The 16658-nt window shown below is 35.9% G+C and carries 11 protein-coding genes; 10 read left to right on the forward strand and 1 reads right to left on the reverse strand.

The window, feature by feature from the left end; genetic code table 11:
* The first annotated feature begins 1 nt into the window (after window position 1).
* The 9 genes from DFQ08_RS07600 to cmk all read left to right on the forward strand — a co-directional run bounded on the left by DFQ08_RS07600 (window position 2) and on the right by cmk (window position 13732).
* Window positions 2–1267 carry a glucose-1-phosphate adenylyltransferase gene (locus DFQ08_RS07600; protein WP_114309383.1) on the forward strand — a complete coding sequence of 422 codons (1266 nt, stop codon included), beginning with the start codon at window positions 2–4 and terminating at the stop codon, window positions 1265–1267.
* A 3-nt stretch (window positions 1268–1270) separates the two neighbouring features.
* Complete coding sequence (gene glgB / locus DFQ08_RS07605) at window positions 1271–3181, forward strand: 1,4-alpha-glucan branching protein GlgB (RefSeq protein ID WP_114309385.1); 1911 nt, start codon at window positions 1271–1273, stop codon at window positions 3179–3181.
* A gap of 208 nt (window positions 3182–3389) precedes the next feature.
* Complete coding sequence (locus tag DFQ08_RS07610) at window positions 3390–5807, forward strand: glycoside hydrolase family 31 protein (RefSeq protein ID WP_114309387.1); 2418 nt, start codon at window positions 3390–3392, stop codon at window positions 5805–5807.
* 66 nt (window positions 5808–5873) lie between these two features.
* Entirely contained in the window at window positions 5874–6701 is an 828-nt protein-coding gene (locus tag DFQ08_RS07615; RefSeq protein WP_114309389.1) for a M48 family metallopeptidase, read from the forward strand.
* A gap of 130 nt (window positions 6702–6831) precedes the next feature.
* The gene (locus DFQ08_RS07620; protein ID WP_114309391.1) at window positions 6832–8211 is read left to right on the forward strand and encodes an MFS transporter; all 1380 of its coding nucleotides are present in this window, start codon (window positions 6832–6834) and stop codon (window positions 8209–8211) included.
* Window positions 8212–8240: 29 nt separating this feature from the next.
* The gene (locus DFQ08_RS07625; protein WP_147269454.1) at window positions 8241–8975 is read left to right on the forward strand and encodes a hypothetical protein; all 735 of its coding nucleotides are present in this window, start codon (window positions 8241–8243) and stop codon (window positions 8973–8975) included.
* 357 nt (window positions 8976–9332) lie between these two features.
* Window positions 9333–11786: an endopeptidase La gene (gene lon, locus DFQ08_RS07630; protein ID WP_114309396.1), complete on the forward strand. Its 2454-nt coding sequence runs from the start codon at window positions 9333–9335 to the stop codon at window positions 11784–11786.
* 233 nt (window positions 11787–12019) lie between these two features.
* The gene (gene porQ, locus DFQ08_RS07635; protein ID WP_147269455.1) at window positions 12020–13039 is read left to right on the forward strand and encodes a type IX secretion system protein PorQ; all 1020 of its coding nucleotides are present in this window, start codon (window positions 12020–12022) and stop codon (window positions 13037–13039) included.
* 3 nt (window positions 13040–13042) lie between these two features.
* On the forward strand, window positions 13043–13732 hold the full coding sequence (cmk, locus tag DFQ08_RS07640; protein ID WP_114309398.1) for a (d)CMP kinase: 690 nt from the start codon (window positions 13043–13045) through the stop codon (window positions 13730–13732).
* Window positions 13733–13820: 88 nt separating this feature from the next.
* Here the strand turns inward: cmk and DFQ08_RS07645 are convergent, their stop codons facing one another.
* The gene (locus tag DFQ08_RS07645) at window positions 13821–14198 is read right to left on the reverse strand and encodes a LysM peptidoglycan-binding domain-containing protein (protein ID WP_181858377.1); all 378 of its coding nucleotides are present in this window, start codon (window positions 14196–14198) and stop codon (window positions 13821–13823) included.
* Window positions 14199–14490: 292 nt separating this feature from the next.
* Here DFQ08_RS07645 and rpsA point away from each other — a divergent pair, with 292 nt between their 5' ends.
* Window positions 14491–16317: a 30S ribosomal protein S1 gene (gene rpsA, locus DFQ08_RS07650; RefSeq protein WP_114309402.1), complete on the forward strand. Its 1827-nt coding sequence runs from the start codon at window positions 14491–14493 to the stop codon at window positions 16315–16317.
* The last annotated feature ends 341 nt before the right edge of the window (window positions 16318–16658 follow it).

Consider the following 16658-nt stretch of genomic DNA (forward strand, 5'->3'; position numbering starts at 1 on the left):
TATGATTAACGACAGAGTATTATCAATTATTTTAGGAGGAGGTCAAGGCTCTCGGCTCTACCCATTAACAGAAAAAAGGTCTAAGCCAGCGGTGCCGATTGCTGGTAAATATAGGTTGGTGGATATTCCTATTTCTAATTGTATCAATTCTGATATGAAACGTATGTATGTGTTAACGCAGTTTAATTCTGCCTCTCTAAATAGACACATAAAAAACACCTATCATTTCAGTTTTTTTAGCTCTGCGTTTGTAGATGTTTTGGCTGCAGAACAAACCATTAAAAGTGATAAGTGGTTTCAAGGAACTGCCGATGCAGTACGACAAAGTATGGATCATTTTTTACAGCACGATTTTGAGTTTGCGCTCATCCTCTCTGGAGATCAGCTCTACCAAATGGATTATAACGATATTATTAATAAACATATAGAAAGTAAGGCCGAAATCTCAGTGGCCACTTATCCCGTAAATGCGAAAGACGCCACCTCTTTCGGGATTTTAAAATCGGACGAGAATAATTTGATCACCTCTTTTATCGAAAAACCCTCGTCAGACCTATTAGTGGATTGGAAATCTGACGTTGGAGAAGAAATGAAAAGTCAAGGACGTGAGTACCTAGGATCAATGGGAATCTACGTTTTTAATAGAGATTTATTGATTGAGCTTATGGCCGATGAGAGTACCGTAGATTTTGGGAAAGAAATTATTCCACAGTCCATTGAAAAATACAGAACGGTAAGTTATCCGTTTGAAGGGTATTGGACGGATATTGGAAATATAGATTCCTTCTTTGAGGCAAATATTGGTTTAACCGACGATATTCCTAAATTTAATCTCTACGATTCTAAACAACGTGTTTATACCAATGCGCGTATTCTACCAACTTCAAAAATTTCAGGAACAAGTTTAGATAAGGCTGTGGTTTCTGAAGGTTGTATTATTAGTGCAGCAAAAATTGAAAAATCCGTCATTGGTATTCGATCTAGAATTGGGAAAGATTCTACAATAATAAATACCTATATGATGGGGAATGACGATTATGAGTCTTTAGAAGGCATTAATAAAAATAATACAGAAATTTTAGTGGGAATAGGAGAGCGTTGTTTTATTAAAAATACCATTATCGATAAAAATGTACGTATCGGTGACGACGTTAGAATTAATGGCGGTCCGCATCTTGAAGATACCGAAACGGATAAATATGTAATTAAAGATGGTATTGTAGTCATTAAAAAAGGTACAGTGATTCCTAAAGGTTTTGTACTTTAATCTATGGGAAAAGTCATTGTACACAGTCGTTTTACAGAATTTGATATCAACCTTTTTAAATTAGGTAAGCATTACCGATTGTATGAAAAATTTGGATCTCATATCACCACTTTAGAAGGGGTTAAGGGGACTTATTTTGCCGTTTGGGCTCCTAGTGCTAAGCAGGTTTCTGTGGTAGGCGATTTTAATTTTTGGAATGAAGAAGAACATCCATTAAACGTCCGTTGGGATTCTAGTGGTATTTGGGAAGGCTTTATTCCTAATGTTGGTAAAGGCAGTATTTATAAATATAAAATTCATAGCCATAATAATGGCATTGTTACCGAAAAAGCAGATCCTTATGCACGGCGTTGTGAGCATAACCCAAGTACAGGCTCTATTGTTTGGGAAGATGATTACCAGTGGCAAGACAACACTTGGTTAAAAAAACGGGCTAAGCATAATGCCTTAGATGCGCCATATTCGGTTTACGAAGTGCACTTAGGTTCTTGGAAAAAACATTTTGAAGAGGGACGATTTCTGTCTTATGTAGAAATGGCAGATGAATTGGTGAGCTATGTTAAAGCTATGAATTTTACCCATGTAGAATTGATGCCGGTCATGGAATTTCCTTATGATCCGTCTTGGGGATATCAAGTTACGGGGTATTTTGCACCTACATCGCGATTTGGTTACCCGGAAGAATTTAAATTGTTGGTCGATAAATTTCATCAAAACGATATCGGAATTGTTTTAGATTGGGTACCGTCGCATTTTCCTGAAGATGCGCATGGTTTAGGATTTTTTGACGGTTCTGCGCTCTATGAGCATCCCGATAAACGAAAAGGTTATCACCAAGATTGGAAGAGTTTAATTTTTAATTATGGACGGAATGAAGTTAAGTCGTTTCTCATTAGTAATGCCTTATTTTGGTTAGACCAATACCACGCCGATGGCTTAAGGGTAGATGCTGTAGCTTCGATGTTATTCTTAGATTACAGTAGGGAAGACGGGGAATGGGAGCCTAATATGTACGGTGGAAACGAAAATTTAGAAGCCATGTCATTTTTAAGAGAAATGAATGAGGCTGTCTATGCGTCTTATCCCGATGTACAAACTATAGCCGAAGAATCAACGGCATTCCCAATGGTGTCTAAACCTACCTTTATTGGTGGTTTAGGTTTTGGAATGAAGTGGATGATGGGCTGGATGCATGATACGCTACAGTATTTTGCTAAAGATCCTATTCATAGGCCTTACCATCAGAATGATTTAACTTTTTCAATGACCTATGCCTTTACAGAAAATTTTATGCTGCCACTAAGTCATGACGAAGTCGTTTATGGGAAACGCTCTATTTTAGGACGAATGCCTGGAGATGAATGGCAGCGTTTTGCCAATTTAAGGGTGTTGTATTGTTATATGTTTACACATCCAGGAACAAATTTATTGTTCCAAGGGGCGGAATTCGGACAAAGCGAAGAATGGGATTTTCAAAATAGTCTGCAATGGTTCTTGTTAGACTATAGTCCGCATCAAGGCATACAACAACTCATTAAAGATCTAAATACCTTATATAAAAATGAACCTGCTTTATATGAAATGCAGTTTTCAATGGAAGGTTTCGAGTGGATTGACTATGGAGATTCAGAAAATGCCGTATTTACGTATATGAGAAAAGGACATCAGGATAAGGATACTATTATTGTGGCCTGCAATATGACGCCGGTACCAAGGGAAGGCTATCAAATAGGACTGCCTAAAAAAGGACGTTTAAAAGAAATCTTTAATAGCGATCTTAAACCCTATTTTGGCTCCGGACAGTATAAAAACAAAGTGAAAGCAACCAAAGCTGAACCGTGGAATTTTAGAGATCATTCTATTAAAATAGATATTCCGCCATTGGGTATGGTAGCTTTTAAATATTCAAAATAACTTAAGACCAATAAAATCTTAACCTGTTAGGTGTAAAAACTAACAGGTTTTGTTGGTTTTTAACCCTATTCTTTTCGCTGTCAGAGGTCTATAATTCACAAATTGAAAACGTTTTCGTTGATAACAATTTGTAATATCAAGGGCGAACGCTTTCTAATGTTGTATTTTTTCCGTTTTTTTACTGCTTATTGTTCCTAAAAATCGACTTATGATTATAAATACTGAATTAGAAAATAAAGGAAACTTATTTCCTTCAAAAATCATAGACTTCAAAAAGGACGTTGATAAACTTTATTTCACTGCAGATAATGACGTTATTTTAGAATTAACAGTAGTTAGAGATAGTTTACTTCGTTTTAGATATACAACGGTAGGGAACTTTAAAAACGACTTTTCGTACGCCATTACCAAATACGCTAGTATAGGGTATAATAAACTAGAGATTGAAGAGAAGGAAAATACGTATGAAATTATCACCTCTAAGTTACGATGTGAGATTTCAAAGTCAGATATGAAAATCTCAATTTACGATGCTATTGATGACGTTTTAATAAGTCAGGATGAACGTGGATTCCATTGGGAAGAAAGTTACGAGCATGGTGGTAATGTCGTTAAAATGAGTAAAGTTTCTAGAGATGGCGAGAGTTATTACGGACTTGGAGATAAACCAAACCATCTCAATTTAAAAGGGAAGCGTTATAGCAATTGGGTGTCTGATTCTTATGCTTTCGGAAAAGATACTGATCCTATTTACAAAGCCATTCCATTTTACACAGGTTTACATCAAGGAAAAGCTTATGGGGTCTTTTTTGATAATACTTTTGAGTCTTCGTTCGATTTTGCACATGAACGCAGAAATGTAACCAGTTTTTGGGCACAAGGAGGTGAGATGAATTATTACTTTTTCTATGGTCCTAAGATGAATGATGTGGTAGAGAGTTATACGGATTTAACCGGTAAGCCTCACCATTTACCTCCACTTTGGGCCTTAGGTTTTCACCAATGTAAATGGAGTTACTATCCCGAAAGTAAGGTGAAAGAAATCACTTCTACCTTCAGAAAATTACAAATTCCATGCGATGCTATTTATTTAGATATCGATTATATGGAAGGCTTTCGTTGTTTTACATGGAACAAAAGCTATTTCCCAGATCCGAAGCGTATGGTGAAAGAACTGTTAGATGACGGTTTTAAAACCGTAGCTATTATAGATCCAGGAATTAAGATTGATAAAACCTATTCGGTGTTTCAGGAAGCCTTAGAGAATGATTACTTCTGTAAGCGTGCCGACGGTGATTATATGAAAGGGAAAGTATGGCCTGGTGAATGTTATTTCCCAGATTTTACGAATCCTGAAGTTAGAGATTGGTGGTCGGGCTTATTTCAAGAACTTATTGAAGATATCGGAATTAAAGGGGTTTGGAATGATATGAACGAACCCGCCGTGATGGAAGTCCCTAATAAAACATTTCCAGATGATGTGCGTCATGATTACGATGGTAACCCTTGTAGCCATAGAAAAGCACACAATATTTATGGTATGCAAATGGCACGTGCTACCTATCAAGGTTTAAAGCGTTATTCATTTCCAAAACGACCATTCGTCATAACACGTTCCGCCTATTCAGGAACACAGCGTTACACTTCTACCTGGACAGGAGACAATGTAGCAACCTGGGAGCATTTGTGGATTGCAAACATTCAGGCACAACGTATGGCGATGTCGGGCTTTTCTTTTGCCGGGAGTGATATCGGAGGCTTTGCCGGGCAGCCACAAGGCGAGTTATTTGCGCGTTGGGTACAGTTAGGAACGTTTCATCCATTCTTTAGAGTGCACTCTTCAGGAGATCATGGCGATCAAGAACCATGGGCTTTTGATGAAGATGTAACCAATATTGTTAGAAAATTTATTGAAATTAGATACCAATTGTTGCCATATTTATATACCGCCTTTTGGAATTATGTAGATCATGGAACACCATTGCTAAAATCCTTAGTACTGTATGATCAAGATGATGTGCAAACGCATTATAGAACGGATGAGTTTATTTTTGGCGAACAAATTTTGGCTTGCCCAATTTTAGAACCTAACGCTAAAGGGCGTCGCATGTATCTTCCTAAAGGAAAATGGTACGACTACTGGACGGATACCGTTGTAAAGGGAGGTAGAGAAATGTGGGTTGATGCCGATATTGATAGCATGCCAATTTATGTAAAAGCTGGGGCTATTATTCCAAAGTATCCAATACAGCAGTATGTAGGAGAAAAAGAGATTACAGAGATAACTCTAGATGTATATTATAAAAAAGGGAAAGAGAGCAGTGAATTGTATAGTGATGCTAATGATGGCTTCGATTATACGAAAGGCCGCTATAGTCTTAGAAATTTTAGTCTTTCAGGAAAATCCAAGCAATTGATTATTAATCAACATAAAGAAGGGAAATTTGACGCGACGTTCCAAAAGTTTAATATTCAATTTCACGGTCTACCATTTGAGATTTCAGAGATCTATTTAGATAATGAAAAAATGGAAATTGAACCTTTTGATAGTGAGAAAGGGCAATCTATAAGAATCTGTAAGAATTTTTCTCAGTTACATATTAAAGGAAAAGAGGTCATTAAATAGTGACAAAATATTTAATTTAGTGTCTAAGCCTATAGAGCGAATAACGTTTAAACAAAAAAGAAACATATGAAACTTAATAAAATAGTCTCAAGTCTTGCCATTGTAGTGGTAGCCGTATCCTGTGCTACAAACCCTTTTACAGGTAAAAAAACAATGGCATTTGTAGGAAACGATCAATTATTTCCAACGGCTTTTGCACAATACAATGAAGTGCTTGCTGAAAATAAAGTGGTGACAGGAACTTCTGATGCCGAAATGATAACCCGTGTAGGGCAACGTATAGCCGTTGCTGCAGAGCGCTACCTTACCGCTAATGGTTTTGAAGGGTATTTAGAAGATTATGCTTGGGAGTATAAACTGATAGAATCAGATCAGGTTAACGCGTGGTGTATGCCAGGAGGGAAGATTGCGTTTTATACAGGAATTCTTCCTATTGCCGATAACGAAACTGGTGTAGCCGCAATTATGGGGCACGAGGTAGCGCATGCCTTAGCAAACCATGGTCAACAACGTATGAGTGCGGCGTATATTCAGCAAGGGGTATCTGTAGTGGGTAATGTGGCCTTATCTAACGATGATCAAGCTTTAGGAATTTTTAACCAGTCTTTTGGTGTGGTGTCTAATGTCGCAGGAATGTTGCCTTTTAGTCGCTCTCATGAGACGGAAGCTGATAAAATTGGGCTCTACCTTATGGCAATTGCAGGTTACAACCCCGATGAAGCTGCAGAATTATGGGGTCGTATGAAAGCGAATAGTGGTGAATCTACTACTCCAGAATTTCTAAGCACACACCCTAGCAACGATTCTAGGATAGAAAACTTAACGGCTTTAGCGCCGAAAGCTAAGCAAGAAGCTCAAAAATTTGGGGTGACATCATTTAGACCGATAAATTAAAAATTTAAGAATATTTGTTTACTTTCGAAGCTGCTCATTTTGAGCAGCTTTTTTTTGTGTTAATAGGTCGGAGTTCTACATCATACGCTTGGTTAATCTAAGAAGAGAACTTTATAAAGGATAAGTAACTATGAGTGAAATTAAAAAAGGAAGTAAAAAATTATTAAATGCATGGGCTTTTTACGATTGGGCTAATTCAGTGTATACCTTAACAATTGCTTCTTCTATTTTTCCAATTTTTTATTCCGCTTTATTTGTAAGTCAGGTAGAAAAGAATGTTATGGCCTTTGGGGTGCTTTTTAAAAGTACCGCTTTAATTACTTATGTCACGGCGTTTACATTTTTAATCGTGGCGTTTTTATCTCCAATTCTTTCTGGTATTGCAGATTACATTGGGAATAAAAAGAATTTTATGAAATTCTTCTGCTACGTCGGTGGCTTAGGTTGTATAGGATTGTATTGGTTTAATCTAGATCATATTCATTTAAGTTTGCTGTTCTATTTTATGGGACTTATTGGCTATTGGGGAAGTCTAGTGTTTTATAATTCCTATTTGCCTGATATCGCGTTTCCAGAACAGCAAGACCGCATTAGTGCCAAAGGGTTTAGCTTGGGCTATTTAGGGAGTGTTTTATTATTAATTCTGAATTTGGCCATGGTGATGTATCCACAATGGTTCGGGTTTGATATTAGCACCCCGGTGTCACTTCAAGAAACAGGGACAGAAATAGAAGTTGCAAAAGCCTTAAAGGCGGCTAAAAATAAGGCGTCTTTTGAAGCTATGCGATTGTCTTTTATTACCGTGGGGTTATGGTGGATGCTCTTTAGTCAGTACACCTTTTATATCCTTCCTAAAGGTGTTTCTAAAGGTGGTAAAGTTACCAAAGATGTTGTTTTTAACGGATTGAGAGAGCTCAAGCAAGTTTGGTTGCAGTTGCAATCTAACTTACGTCTAAAGCGTTACTTAATTGCTTTTTTCGTGTTTAGTATGGCGGTTCAAACCATTATGCTGGTTGCTGTGTATTTTGGAGAAGAAGAGATTGCTTGGGGTGGGGCAGATGCTAAAACCTTCGGATTGATCTCTAGTATTTTAATTATACAAGTGGTTGCTATTTTAGGAGCATTTTTAACCTCTAGAGCCTCCTCTGTTTTTGGAAATCTTAAAACATTAATTGTTATCAATGGCTTTTGGATGGCCCTGTGTTTTTATGCTTACTTCATGGTCACGCCATTTCAATTTTATGTTGCGGCAGGACTTGTCGGTTTGGTTATGGGTGGTGTTCAATCTTTAGCAAGATCTACGTATTCTAAATTTTTACCAGAGACTAATGATACCACGTCGTATTTTAGTTTTTATGATGTTGCTGAGAAAATAGGTATTGTTATTGGGATGGTCATTTTTGCAACGATAGATCAGGTTACAGGCAGTATGAGAAACGCCATTTTGTTTTTGGTCGTCTTTTTTTTAGCAGGAATTTTCTTGTTATTCCGAGTGCCATTAAAAAAATAAATAAATTATTTTTAAATATAAAACCAATTATGATGAAAATTACCAAACTAGCCTTCGCTTTTATTTTTTTAATTTCTTTGGCCTCATTTCAGTCTTGTGAAAATGAACCTTTAGATTCAGACTTAACGTCAGGGGTTTCTGATGATGACGGAGGATCAGATGGAGGTGATACTGATGGTACAGGAGCAGCTTCCACTGGAGATTATTGGCCAAGAGCTGTTGGTAATGTTTGGAATTTTAATGATACCTTCTATGGAGGTGTAACTTATGATATGGTAGGGACTGAGGTTATTGATGGGGATACCTATTACAAATTTGACGACTTATTAAATTCTGAGTCTTGGTTACTTAAGTCTGGAGATAGTTATTATATAAGAACCGCAGTTGGAGGGTATGATATTCCTGGATATGCGATTACAACAAGTTATATTACAACAAAAATGTTAGTAGATTCTGCTGAAGCGGGTGATGAATGGGCGAGTCATGTGAGTTATACCATTTCATATACCGCTACTGATTCTAATTATCCTGAGATTCCTAATGTAGATTATAGTGCTACCTATAATTTTGAAATGATAGCTAGAGATTTAACGCGTACCGTGGAAGGCGTAGAGTATGACAACGTTTTGCAAGTTAGATTGGAATTGGAAGCTTTAGGCGCACCGACAACGACTGTAGATTATTTTTATGCGAAAGATGTAGGATTAATAGAATTTGTTGGCAATTTAAGTTCTGGGACATTAGTAAACTATAGCCTTAACTAATTGAGGTTAGAACGAAATAGATTTAAGAGGCTACCTAAAAGGGTAGCCTTTTTTATTTAGAGCTTAAGAAAAGGGAATTAGGATGATGTGAAAAAGATAATGGCTTTTACTAATCGAGGGTTACTTTTACAGAAGGTTACACTATTCATTTAGGATAACAGACTGCTCTAGTCAATAAATTATTTTACGATTTATTTAGTATTATAAAATGAATGGCATAACAATTGAATTTATTACGATGTGAATAACTTTAAATATCTTGTAATGCTTTGGTATTCAGTATAAAGTTAATTATTAATACATTTAAAAATCATAGGATTCTGTCGGTAAGAGTGACAGAATGACTTAAAAATATATATGGGAAAATCAAATTTTTTAAACTTAGACAATCTGTCATTTCAGGATTTTGATGAGAATTCAGAATTAATTCCGTTAATGACACCTGAAGATGAAGAATTAATAAACAATGAATCTTTACCAGAATCATTGCCAATATTACCATTGCGAAACACGGTATTGTTTCCGGGCGTTGTTATCCCAATTACAGCGGGAAGAGACGCTTCTATCAAGTTAATTAATGATGCCAATAAAGGTGGTAAAGTTATCGGTGTGGTCTCTCAAATTGATGAGTCTGTAGAAAACCCTACCGCTAAGGATATTTACAAAACCGGTACGGTGGCACGTATTCTAAAGGTTTTAAAAATGCCTGATGGCAATACAACGGTAATTATTCAAGGAAAAAAACGCTTTGAAATTAAAGAAGTAGTTTCTGAAAAACCTTATTTAACGGCAACCATTTCTGATATTGCTGAAGCTAAACCAGCGAAAGATAATGAGGAGTTTAGAGCGATTATAGATTCGATCAAAGATTTGTCTTTAGATATCATTAAAGAAAGTCCAAATATTCCTTCTGAAGCGAGTTTCGCGATTAAAAATATTGAAAGCGATTCGTTTTTAGTCAATTTTGTGTCTTCAAACATGAATCTTAATGTTGAAGAAAAGCAAGAACTCTTAAAGATTAATGATCTTAAAGAACGCGCGCTTCAAACGTTGAAATTCATGAATTTAGAGTTTCAAAAGTTAGAACTTAAAAACGACATACAGTCAAAGGTTCAGAGCGATATGAACCAGCAACAACGTGAGTATTTCTTACACCAACAAATGAAAACCATTCAAGAAGAATTAGGTGGTGGTGTGTCTTCGGGAGAAGAAATCGAAGAGATGAAAAAGCGTGGAAAGCAGAAAAAATGGGACGATAAAGTACAAGCGCATTTTGAAAAAGAATTGTCTAAAATGCAACGTATGAATCCTCAAGTTGCCGAGTATTCTATACAACGTAACTATTTAGATCTGTTTTTAGATTTACCATGGAACGAGTTTAGTAAGGATAAGTTTGACCTAAAACGTGCCATGAAAATTCTTGATCGTGATCATTTTGGTTTAGACGATGTTAAAAAACGAATTATTGAATACTTAGCGGTTTTAAAGCTACGTAACGATATGAAATCGCCAATTTTATGTCTTTATGGACCTCCAGGTGTGGGTAAAACCTCATTAGGAAAATCTATAGCAGAAGCCTTGGGCCGAGAGTATGTAAGAATTTCTTTAGGAGGTTTACGTGATGAAGCCGAAATACGTGGACACCGTAAAACTTATATTGGTGCTATGCCAGGACGTATTATTCAGAGTTTAAAAAAGGCCCAAACTTCTAATCCTGTATTTGTTTTAGATGAAATTGATAAGCTTTCAACAGGAAGTCAAGGGGATCCGTCTTCTGCCATGTTAGAAGTTTTAGATCCGGAGCAAAACAATGAGTTTTATGATAATTTCTTAGAAATGGGCTACGACCTTTCTAAGGTTATGTTTATTGCGACATCTAACAGTTTAAATACCATTCAGCCTGCTTTAAGAGACCGTATGGAAATTATCAATGTTACGGGATATACTATTGAAGAAAAAGTTGAAATCGCTAAAAGACATTTATTGCCAAAACAATTGACGGAGCATGGTTTAGATAGTAGCGCATTAAAAATTGCAAAACCGCAATTAGAAAAAATAGTGGAAGGCTATACACGCGAATCTGGAGTAAGAGGCTTAGAAAAGCAAATCGCCAAAATGGTGCGTTATGCTGCTAAAAATATAGCGATGGAAGAGGATTATAATATCAAAATTTCTAATGATGATATTATTGAAATCTTAGGAAGTCCAAGGTTAGAGCGCGATAAATATGAAAATAATGACGTTGCTGGTGTAGTTACAGGTTTAGCTTGGACCAGTGTAGGTGGTGATATTTTATTCATCGAATCAATTCTTTCAAAAGGAAAAGGCACGCTTTCTATTACCGGTAACCTAGGAAAGGTGATGAAAGAATCTGCAACTATTGCCATGGAATATATTAAGGCGAATGCAGAGGAATTCGGAATCAATTCTGAGGTCTTTAATAAATACAACGTTCATATTCACGTTCCAGAAGGAGCAACACCTAAAGATGGTCCTAGTGCTGGAGTTACGATGTTAACGTCACTAGTGTCTTTGTTTACGCAACGTAAAGTGAAAAAGAGTTTAGCCATGACGGGAGAAATTACCTTAAGAGGTAAGGTTTTACCTGTCGGTGGTATAAAAGAGAAAATATTAGCGGCTAAACGAGCGCGTATAAAAGAGATTTTATTGTGTGAAGACAACCGTCGTGATATTGACGAAATTAAACCAGAATACCTTAAAGGCTTAACATTCCATTACGTAAAAGATATGAGTGATGTGTTAAAACTAGCCCTTACCAAACAAAAAGTTGATAATGCTAAACAGCTATAGGCGTTTAGGATTCTAGAGACGTATAACTTTGCCTTACCCTACAACAATTGAGGTAAGGCAAAGTTAATACCTACCATTTCTGAAATAAAAAGCCTTTTTAAAAGGCTTTTTTTATGTCTATATAGGAGCAGAGATACACGATAACAGAAAAAAGTGCAACAATATCTAAAGCTTAAAAAAAATAAAAAAATCATATCACCGTTTTAAGATAGATTTACTTATTTTGCAAGTCTATGATCAAAAGGATTTCTACCTTTATTTTAATGCTTTCAGCATGTTCTGTATTCGCACAATTAGGTGGAGAATCAACGTATCAATTTCTAAACTTGGTGTCTTCGCCAAGACAGGCTGCTTTAGGTGGTAAAATTATTACCAATTTTGATCATGATGTCACGGAAGCCTTATACAATCCGGCTTCAATAAACTATAAAATGCATAATCAGCTTGCTATAAACTATTCAAGCTATTTGGGTGATATCAGTTATGGTACTGCGGCCTATGCGTATACTTGGGATCGGCATGTACAAACCTTTCATATCGGAGTCACTTATATAAACTATGGTTCTTTTGATGGTTATGATTTAGATGGAAACTCTACAGGAACATTTAGTGGTAACGAAACGGCAATTTCAGCCGGATATAATTATAAGATTCCATTTTCAGATATTTATGTCGGTGCTAATTTAAAAGTGATTACTTCGGCCTTAGAACAATATAATTCAGTGGGTGGCGCCTTAGATTTTGGTGTGATGTACATCAACGAAAAACTAGATTTCCATGCCGCTTTAACCGTTAGAAATTTAGGAACTCAATTTTCTACCTATGCTGGTCAAAACGAGCCTTTACCCTTAGAGGTTAATTTTGGGATGTCTCAAACGCTAGAAAATGTGCCTTTACGTTGGCATCTTACTTTAGAGAATTTACAGAAATGGCCAATTTCAGTAGCTAATCCGGCACGTGTTACCACAGATCTAGATGGTAATCAAACAGAAGAGAAGGTCAGCTTTTTAAACGAAGGGCTGAGACATTTAATTTTAGGAGCAGAATTATTCCCAGAAGGCGGATTCAATATTCGTTTGGGATATAATTTTAGACGTGCGGAAGAATTACGTATTGTAGACCAGAGAAACTTTTCTGGACTTTCAGTAGGTGTCGGAATTAAACTTAATAAAATGCGTTTCAGTTATACGCATGCTAGATATTCAGGAGCTTCAAACACAAGTTTTTTTGGGCTTCAAATCGATTTACAATAATATATGAGTAAAATAGTCATTGCCATAGATGGATTTTCATCCACTGGTAAAAGCACCATTGCGAAACAATTAGCAAAGCAGTTAAACTATATCTATGTAGATACCGGAGCGATGTATCGGGCGGTTACCTATTTTGCTTTAGAGCAGCAGTATATAGGAGAAGGTTTTTTTAAGGAAGAAGCACTGATTCAAAATTTAGATTCTATCCATATTACCTTTAAGTTTAATCCGGACTTAGGTTTTGCTGAGGTATATTTAAACGGAGAAAATATAGAAGCGGCCATTAGAACTTTAGAGGTTTCTAAATACGTAAGTCCCGTGGCAACCTTATCGGAAGTGCGACGAAAGTTAGTAGAGCAACAACAGCTCATGGGAAAAGATAAAGGCATTGTAATGGACGGGCGTGATATAGGTACGGTGGTGTTTCCGGAGGCAGAATTAAAAATCTTTATGACGGCTTCTGCAGAAACGAGAGCTACACGTCGCTATCAAGAATTATTAGGTCGTGGGCATCAATTAAGTTACGAAGAAGTGCTTGAAAACGTCACCACCAGAGATCATATCGATTCTACTAGAGAAGATTCGCCTTTAGTAAAAGCTGAAGATGCTGTAGAGATTGATAATTCAGACTTAAGTATTGAAACGCAACTTGATAGGTTAGTGTTTATGGCCAAGACTTTAATAGAAGAATAAAATATAATCTTATTAAAGATGAAAAGCGACTTTCCTAAACATAAGGGAAGTCGCTTTTTTATATAATTTAAGATGTTAAGGTCTCTGATTATAATTTAGGAATCACTAATTCTTGACCAGGATGAATCACATCTGGGTTCTTTAAAATATCGGTATTAGCCTGAAATATTTTTTGGTATTTCCCTGGCTCACCATAATATTGCTTTGCAATTTTACCTAAAGTTTCACCAGAACTAACCGTGTGCTTTGCATAGACAGAATCGTCTTCAACTTTAATATCGGCCATAATATCAGAAGGAGATTCACCTCCGATTTCTTTAATCTTATCCCATATTAAATCTTTTTCGTAAGGTGTTGCTGCAGTTCCCCAAACTTTTAGTTTCCCATCAGCCTCTTCAACTTTTCCTTCTTTAATATTTAATTTTTCTCCTAAATCAAGAACATCTTGATATTTTGCTTTTACCATAATAGTTGTTTTTTGAATTGTTAATCGTTACTTGTAAAGATAAGAATTTATGATTTAAAATTTAAACTGTAAACCATCAATTTGATCTTCTATAAGTTAAGACCCCAAATAAAAAATAAAGTCACATGATTTAGTATTTGGTTTTCAGAATAATATGTAGTACTTTTGCACTCCTTTTTAGCGAATACAAGAAAGTAAGGAAAGGGAAAGAAAAACAAATTTAATAATAACTTCTGTAGATTTTTCGCAAATCTTTCAAAACTTACAGAATACAAATTTTTATTCAGCACACATGTCTGAAAAAGAAACAAACCAAGCTGAAGTTGAAGCAACTGAAGCAGCAGCTCCAGTAATCTCTGAAGCACAAGCAAACCCAGAAAAATTCTTAAAAGAATTCGATTGGCACAATTACGAAGAAGGAATTGAGCAAGTAGCGGATACGAAATTAGAAGAATTTGAAAAATTAGTATCAGAAAATTTCGTTGACACTTTAGATGATGAAGTTGTAGAAGGTACTGTAATTACTATCACAGACCGTGATGCTATTATCGATATTAATGCAAAGTCGGAAGGTGTTATTTCACTTAACGAATTCCGTTACAACCCAAACCTAGCTGTAGGTGATAAAGTTGAAGTATTAATTGATGTTCGTGAAGATGCAACAGGTCAATTAGTATTATCGCACAGAAAAGCACGTGTTATTAAAGCATGGGAACGTGTAAATAACGCACATGATACTGGTGAAATCGTAAACGGTTTTGTAAAATGCAGAACTAAAGGTGGTATGATCGTTGACGTATTTGGTATTGAAGCATTCTTACCAGGTTCTCAAATTGATGTGAAGCCTATTAGAGATTACGATCAGTATGTAAACAAAACTATGGAGTTTAAAGTTGTGAAAATCAACCACGAATTCAAAAACATAGTTGTTTCTCATAAAGCTTTAATTGAAGCTGATATTGAAGAGCAAAAGAAAGAAATCATTGGTCAATTAGAAAAAGGACAAGTCTTAGAAGGTATTGTGAAAAACATTACTTCTTACGGTGTGTTTATCGATTTAGGTGGCGTAGATGGTTTAGTTCATATTACAGATTTATCTTGGTCTCGTATCAACCATCCAAATGAGATTGTTGAGTTAGATCAGAAATTAAATGTTGTAATCCTTGATTTTGATGAAAACAAATCAAGAATCCAATTAGGTCTTAAACAATTATCTAAGCATCCTTGGGAAGCTTTAGGTGAAAACGTAAAAGTTGGAGATAAAGTAAAAGGTAAAGTTGTCGTTATCGCTGATTACGGTGCTTTTGTTGAAGTAGAAGAAGGTGTTGAAGGATTAGTTCACGTAAGTGAAATGTCTTGGTCTACACACTTACGTTCAGCTCAAGACTTCGTATCTGTAGGAGATGAAATCGATGCTGTAATTTTAACTTTAGATAGAGAAGACAGAAAAATGTCTCTTGGTATTAAGCAATTAACGCCAGATCCATGGACTGATATCACTACGAAGTATCCTGTAGGTTCTAAGCATTCAGGTATTGTACGTAACTTTACAAACTTTGGTGTTTTTGTTGAATTAGAAGAAGGTATCGACGGATTAATTTATATCTCTGATTTATCTTGGACTAAGAAAATTAAGCACCCATCTGAGTTCTGTAACGTAGGAGATACTCTAGAAGTAGTAGTATTAGAATTAGATGTAGACGGACGTAAATTATCTTTAGGTCATAAACAAACTGAGGAAAACCCTTGGGATAAATATGAAACTGAATTTGCTTTAGGTACAACTCATAAAGCTGCGATCACTGAGATGGTAGATAAAGGAGCTACAATTGATTTTAATGAAGATATCGTTGCTTTTGTTCCTGCACGTCACTTAGAGAAAGAAGATGGTTCTAAACTTGGTAAAGGTGAAGAAGCAGAATTCAAGATCATTGAATTTAATAAAGAATTCAAACGTGTAGTAGCATCTCATACTGCAATCTTTAGAGAAGAAGAAGCTAAAATCGTTAAGCAAGCTGTGAAAAAAGCAGAAGCTCAAGCGGCAGAAGCTAAACCTACTTTAGGTGATGCAAATGATGCTTTACAAGCACTTAAAGATAAAATGGACGGGAAAAAATAATTCCTTTTTTCGCAACACCGAGCTTTAGTTTGGTGGTAAAGAAAAACCATTAATTATATAAAAGCCTCTCTATTTTTAGAGAGGCTTTTTTTTATGCCCTTATTTTAAGAACTAGTACAAAACCTATAACGCTATGTAAATTTTCTAAAACTAATCGCAACACTATACAAGGTCTTAATTAAGAGCCTTCTAGAATGAGGTGGCTTTCCTTTCGGTTATAATGAGAGTTGATTTCTTCATTACAACTGGAATACGATACGGTGTTCTTCTCAAAATTCACTGCCGAAAGAGCTTAAAATATCCCTTGTAAACAAATATATTTACCTTAACTTTGTAAACCA

Origin of the sequence: Winogradskyella arenosi (genome assembly GCF_003337305.1) — a bacterium.
Classification (GTDB): Bacteria; Bacteroidota; Bacteroidia; order Flavobacteriales; family Flavobacteriaceae; genus Winogradskyella; species Winogradskyella arenosi.

What these genes read in the sequence shown, in the direction of transcription:
- DFQ08_RS07600 (WP_114309383.1), top strand. Translation starts at nt 2, where the DNA reads ATGATTAACGACAGAGTATTATCAATTATTTTAGGAGGAGGTCAAGGC.
- glgB (WP_114309385.1), top strand. Translation starts at nt 1,271, where the DNA reads ATGGGAAAAGTCATTGTACACAGTCGTTTTACAGAATTTGATATCAAC.
- DFQ08_RS07610 (WP_114309387.1), top strand. Translation starts at nt 3,390, where the DNA reads ATGATTATAAATACTGAATTAGAAAATAAAGGAAACTTATTTCCTTCA.
- DFQ08_RS07615 (WP_114309389.1), top strand. Translation starts at nt 5,874, where the DNA reads ATGAAACTTAATAAAATAGTCTCAAGTCTTGCCATTGTAGTGGTAGCC.
- DFQ08_RS07620 (WP_114309391.1), top strand. Translation starts at nt 6,832, where the DNA reads ATGAGTGAAATTAAAAAAGGAAGTAAAAAATTATTAAATGCATGGGCT.
- DFQ08_RS07625 (WP_147269454.1), top strand. Translation starts at nt 8,241, where the DNA reads ATGATGAAAATTACCAAACTAGCCTTCGCTTTTATTTTTTTAATTTCT.
- lon (WP_114309396.1), top strand. Translation starts at nt 9,333, where the DNA reads ATGGGAAAATCAAATTTTTTAAACTTAGACAATCTGTCATTTCAGGAT.
- porQ (WP_147269455.1), top strand. Translation starts at nt 12,020, where the DNA reads ATGATCAAAAGGATTTCTACCTTTATTTTAATGCTTTCAGCATGTTCT.
- cmk (WP_114309398.1), top strand. Translation starts at nt 13,043, where the DNA reads ATGAGTAAAATAGTCATTGCCATAGATGGATTTTCATCCACTGGTAAA.
- DFQ08_RS07645 (WP_181858377.1), bottom strand. Translation starts at nt 14,198, where the DNA reads ATGGTAAAAGCAAAATATCAAGATGTTCTTGATTTAGGAGAAAAATTA.
- rpsA (WP_114309402.1), top strand. Translation starts at nt 14,491, where the DNA reads ATGTCTGAAAAAGAAACAAACCAAGCTGAAGTTGAAGCAACTGAAGCA.